The following is a 5,296-nucleotide window of genomic DNA, read 5'->3' on the forward strand; positions in this document are numbered from 1 at the left end:
GATCACTCACACTATGAGTCTGGACGATATCAACGAAGGGTTCGACCTGATGCACCGGGGCGAGAGCATCCGCTCGGTCGTGGTGTATTGACCGGTCTAGCTATATACGCAATGACTTTGTCGGGATGAAAACGCAAACGCAAACCCGGTTTTGGTATATCGCCATGAAACGGCCAGTGGTGAAGCGCGCCACGCGCATCGCTTTGGTCGTTGGCACCATTCTGGCGGTCATCAATCATGGAGACCGCTTGCTATCCGGGAATGTCGATCTGAATATGTTGCTGAAGATTCTGCTGACTTATTGTGTACCCTATTCGGTGTCGACCTACTCTTCAGTCCTCGCAATTCGGGAAAACAGCATCACCGAGAATGTCCTGGAATAGTCCGCCCAGATCATAGCGCGGGCATTCAACAGATGGTCAGTGCATTGAGTCTCTTTTTTACCGAAAATCGACTTTGCAACAAACTCACTGTCCGGCAGGCACGAATAGCCTCAGGAAAGCGGCGAGCGGCCCCAAACCTCAGAAAGTCCACGTCTCGGAATAAGGACGCAACTCGATTTCGTTGCTCCAGGCTGATCGCGGCTGTTTGTATGCGTGCCAATAACTGAGCGCGACGTCGCCTGGTTGCGCCAATTTCTCTGGGTCGTAGTTGTCTTTGTAGCGCGCCCGCATGACTGGAACGTCCAGATCACAGTCCAGACGCACATGCACAAAATGAACTCCGTCTTTCGAATAAGCGCGGGTCAGTCCTTGTGACAACGCGCGCAGACCAAATTTGCCAATGGCATAAAGCGGCATCTTTCCTGATCCCCGGAATGCAGCGGTGGAGCTTGAAAAGAATATGCAGCCCTCACCCTTTTCACGCATTGTGGGCAAAACAGCTTTGGTCGCTGCAAATGCGCCTATAACCTCAAGCCGAAATATCGCTTCCAATGCATCATAGCTCATGTCCAGAGGATCGATCGGGCTGAAGGAGTCGCGAACATTATAGATCAGAACGTCAATCTGCCCCAAATCGCGGGCAGCAGCTGATAGAGCATGTTCTATCGTTTCAGGCTCAGTCGCATCCGCGCTGTAGAAGCGCACCCGGGCATCAGGCCGGGCCTCAAACGCGGCGTCCCTTGCCGCAGCGCTGCCTTCTTCCGAGCGCGAGATCAGCGCAATGTCCATTCCTTCAACGCAAAACTTTCGCGCCAGAGCAGCGCCCAACCCTTCTCCGGCACCGATGATCGCACAAACATTCGACATTTTTCCCTCTATATCTGGCTCTATTCTGGCATTCAGACATCGTACAGAACAGCGCAGCGTACCTCGATGCTCCAGCGATCCGGAGCGTTTTCTCCCACCGATGGATCGGCAAAGGCGCTGTGAAAACTAAACGTTGACACCCCATCTTTCTGAGGGTTGTCAGCCCGCATTCCTTTCGAACATGACAATTCGCCAGCAGAATCCCATTGCGTGATCAGCAACGCCTCGTCACGCGTCATGTCAGGATAGAAAAACCACTGATGCTTATCGGAGTACTTGGCATAGTAATTTTCACCTATCCGGTCAGCATAGTGTATTTCGAAGACCACCAGGTCCTCTGGGCTGACCAATGCTGCATCGCACAATGCAAGGGGGTTGGTTCTGACCGGTTCGGTCGAAATGCTGCGCCAAAGATTGATGATCGCATAACGCCCGTTGCTTATCGCATCTTCGACCTCATCACGATCCAACAATGTTTCACCTTCTTTCAGAGTGAAACGATAAGTGTCATTGCCGGTCGGAGGCCGCGTAAGATCACGCAATCGCCGAGGCGCGCTGGTCATGGTATAATCCCCATGGACCATGTGCAGAGGCGGCTGCACATGTTGGCCACCTTCGATGCGACGCTTGTTCCGGTTGCCCGATACCGACCGGACATTGTGGTCGAACGCGGCAACAGTTCTAGCGCCGGTGGCTTGCCGAATGATGTCCTGACAATGGGGATAATAGGCGCGGACTATTTTTTCATTATTCAGGAAATCCACATCGAGATTGTCGATAGGTCGCTGCAACAATTCAAATCCGTTTGGACCCAACCGATGCCGGTTCGCGCCAGTGACCTCGCGGGCGTCGTGCACAGGGATTTTTCGCTTGTCAAATGTGACACCGACCCATGCATCATCTGATCCGCTGTTGTCACGCCGGGTAAATACTTTACCGTTCCGAACCAACGAAGATTCAGTCATCGCGTCCAAATAGGTGAACTCTCCGACCCGATTGGTTTGTGCAACAATGCTCATCTGCTCGTCCCCACAAAATGCACATTCTGGCGTTATCGGACTCAAACGCGGATTTAGCTGATCCTACTGACCGGAACTTTGACCCGATCCTTCCGCACCTCATCCAAATTAGAGGGGTTTAAGCATCAAAGTCAAACAAAGTATATGTTTGGTGCACTATGGGCAGGTCAACTCAACCATCCCGCCACGAATACGAAAGACCGACGTCGTTGACGGGACAGGTTATGAATGGCGGCACGAAAATGCCCCTGTCGTTGAGATGGCCCACGTGTTGAAACGCTCGAAAGTTTCTACCCATCGAGACATCAAACGTGATCTTTACGGATCACCGCATAAGCTTCTTCACTAGCGCTGACTTGGCGGCGTTTATGCTTGTGGGGCGCAATGTGTCGGTTGCGGGCAATTCTGTCGCAAATCAGTTAGGCGTGAGCCCACCGGGTGGTTTAAATAGATTTGATGAATTGCCAGTATATCTCAAACCCACTGAATCGTCGGGCAACCAGTTGTGATCTTGTCGCTTTGCGTGACTGATCGTCCTTTCCGGGGCGTTTCATTTGTTACGAAGTCACGCGAGATAGAGATGAAACATGACACACGTGCTACGGCTTGCCATTGATATCGGCGGCACATTTACCGACACCGTTCTGGTGTCCGGCGAAGATAAGATCCTTGCATCAACCAAAACCCTGACGACGCACCAGAACCCAGCCGATGGAGCTTCGGAAGGCGCGCGGCGCGTGGCTGCAAAAACCGGATATAAGCTCTCGGAGGTTACCGGCTTTGTCCATGGCACGACTCTGGCGACAAACGCTTTGATCGAGCGACGCGGCGCCGTCGTCGCAACCATTTGTACTGAAGGGTTTCGAGATATCCTGGAAATCGGATACGAGCGGCGCTACTCCCAGTATCACGTCAACTTGGAAAAGCCGAACCTTTTGGTTCCACGCGAACGGTCTTTCGTTATCCGTGAACGCATGTCAGCGGAGGGTCAGGTGCTGATCTCTCTGGATGAAACACAGATCAACGACTTGCTAGCCGAACTGGATGCCAGCGGGGCCGAGGCGGTTGCGATCTGCCTGATGCATGCTTACGCCAATCCTACGCACGAACAACGCTTGCGCCAACTTCTAGCGGAACATCGTCCCTGTCTGACCGTCTCGATTTCGTCCGACGTCAGCCCCGAGGCCCGCGAATTTGATCGGCTGTGCACCACGGTGGCCAACGCCTATATCCAGCCACTGATGGTCAGCTATCTGACGAGGTTTGTCGAGCAATTCTCGGCCGAAGGCGTGGCCTGCCCGATCCTGATGATGACCGCAGGCGGCGGCATGTGCACCATGGAAACCGCCGCCCGGTTCCCCATCCGTCTTGTTGAGTCCGGTCCGGCAGGAGGGGCCATTCTGGCTGCTCGTATTGCAGCCCGTGCCGGGCTCGATGAGGTACTGTCTTTCGATGTGGGTGGCACAACCGCCAAGCTGTACCTGATCGACAAGGCCCGCCCGCAAACCTCGCGCGCGTTCGAAATCGCCCGTGCGGCGCGATTCATCAAAGGCTCTGGCATGCCCGTTCGCATTCCGGTGATCGAGATGATCGAAATCGGAGCAGGCGGAGGGTCCATTGCTGGGGTGGACCGTCTGGGCCGCCTTACGGTCGGTCCGAAATCTGCCGGGTCAGAGCCAGGGCCGGTCGCTTTCATGCGCGGCGGCACAGAACCCACCGTGACCGACAGTGACATCACATTGGGTTATATCGCGCCCGAAACATTCGCTGAAGGGCACATTCAACTTGATCCGGATGGTTCCAAGGCCGCCCTGACCCGAGTGATTGGGGAAAGGTTGGAACTGGATGCTGTAGGCTCGGCAGATGGGGTCAGCCGCATCGTTGGTGAAAGCATGGCCAGCGCCGGTCGCATGCATGCTGTGGAATCCGGCAAAGACCTTGGCTCACGCACGATGATCGCGTTCGGAGGCAATGGCCCGCTGCACGCAACCCGTGTGGCACGCTTTGCCGGTGTGTCACGCATCGTCATCCCGCCAAACCCGGGCGTCGGGTCCGCGGTTGGTTTCCTGTTCGCTCCGGTTTCATTCGAAATCGTCCGCTCGCGCTATTGCCTGTTGAACAACATGGATTTGGTTGGGGTAAATCGCCTGTTCGATGCGATGATTGCCGAAGCAAAAGAGGTCGTGGCCCAAGGGGCCAGCGACGCCACGTCCGAGACCCAGCGCACCGCCTTCATGCGCTATAGCGGTCAGGGGCATGAGATAGAGATCAATCTGCCAGATCGCGCGTTGACACCAGACGATATCTCCCCCCTGACCGCCGCGTTCGAGGATGAATACCGCAAGCAATTCTCGCGTCCTGTGCCGGGAATGGAGATCGAGATTCTCAACTGGGCCGTTCGGGTCGCGACACCGGACAACAACGTACCACCGGTTCCGGAAACACCAGACCGCCTTGCGTTTAAAGTGACCGAGTGGCGACCCATTACCTGCGACGTCGACGGCATCGTGAAAGATGCAGCCTTTGTCGCCCGTACCGATCTGAAACCGGGCAACCATGTCTGCGGCCCTGCATTGATCCACGAACCGCAGACCACCACGCTCGTACCCGTCGATTTTTCGGCAAGTATGGACGCGATCGGCAACCTCGTCCTGGTTCAAGACCAGAAAGGAGGCGCATGATGACTTCGAAACCCGAATTCTCGCCCGCCCGCCTGCAAGTGATGTGGAACCGTTTGTTGGCCGTGGTTGAAGAACAGGGCCAGACCCTGATCCGCGCCGCCTTCTCGCCCATCGTGCGCGAATGCGGCGATATCTCGGCCGGTATTCTTGATGTCAATGGCCGGATGCTGGCGCAGGCCGTGACTAGAACGCCAGGCCATATCAACACCATGGCCGAGGCCGTTCTGCATCTACGCGGGCGGTTTGAGTTACACGGGTTCTGTCGCAAACTCCGTCCCCACCTGTCAGATCGAACGCAGTTCTGTTAACGCGGGCTGGAATATGACAGGAGCTAACCGTGACGATC

General features: G+C 55.4%; 4 protein-coding genes and 1 pseudogene. 3 read left to right on the forward strand and 2 right to left on the reverse strand.

Annotated elements, in window-relative coordinates:
- The first annotated feature begins 125 nt into the window (after positions 1 to 125).
- Complete coding sequence (gene nrtS / locus ACRZ9X_RS22265) at positions 126 to 383, forward strand: nitrate/nitrite transporter NrtS (protein ID WP_480522283.1); 258 nt, start codon at positions 126 to 128, stop codon at positions 381 to 383.
- Positions 384 to 521: 138 nt separating this feature from the next.
- Here nrtS and ACRZ9X_RS22270 read toward each other — a convergent pair whose 3' ends face one another.
- Positions 522 to 1,250, reverse strand: coding sequence for an SDR family NAD(P)-dependent oxidoreductase (locus ACRZ9X_RS22270; protein WP_480522284.1), 729 nt, complete (start codon positions 1,248 to 1,250; stop codon positions 522 to 524).
- A 32-nt stretch (positions 1,251 to 1,282) separates the two neighbouring features.
- Positions 1,283 to 2,269: a CmcJ/NvfI family oxidoreductase gene (locus ACRZ9X_RS22275; protein WP_480522285.1), complete on the reverse strand. Its 987-nt coding sequence runs from the start codon at positions 2,267 to 2,269 to the stop codon at positions 1,283 to 1,285.
- 587 nt (positions 2,270 to 2,856) lie between these two features.
- On the opposite strand from ACRZ9X_RS22275, the gene ACRZ9X_RS22280 reads away from it, so the two are divergent.
- A complete protein-coding gene (locus tag ACRZ9X_RS22280; protein ID WP_480522286.1) occupies positions 2,857 to 4,950 on the forward strand; it encodes a hydantoinase/oxoprolinase family protein in 2,094 nt (697 codons plus the stop codon).
- A pseudogene (locus ACRZ9X_RS22285) lies at positions 4,950 to 5,180 on the forward strand (hydantoinase B/oxoprolinase family protein); the annotation flags it as partial. The gene ACRZ9X_RS22280 and the pseudogene ACRZ9X_RS22285, both read left to right, overlap by 1 nt.
- Positions 5,181 to 5,296: the final 116 nt, after the last annotated feature.

This window comes from Ruegeria sp. AL1 (assembly GCF_056540905.1).

What these genes read in the sequence shown, in the direction of transcription:
- nrtS (WP_480522283.1), top strand. Translation starts at nt 126, where the DNA reads ATGAAAACGCAAACGCAAACCCGGTTTTGGTATATCGCCATGAAACGG.
- ACRZ9X_RS22270 (WP_480522284.1), bottom strand. Translation starts at nt 1,250, where the DNA reads ATGTCGAATGTTTGTGCGATCATCGGTGCCGGAGAAGGGTTGGGCGCT.
- ACRZ9X_RS22275 (WP_480522285.1), bottom strand. Translation starts at nt 2,269, where the DNA reads ATGAGCATTGTTGCACAAACCAATCGGGTCGGAGAGTTCACCTATTTG.
- ACRZ9X_RS22280 (WP_480522286.1), top strand. Translation starts at nt 2,857, where the DNA reads ATGACACACGTGCTACGGCTTGCCATTGATATCGGCGGCACATTTACC.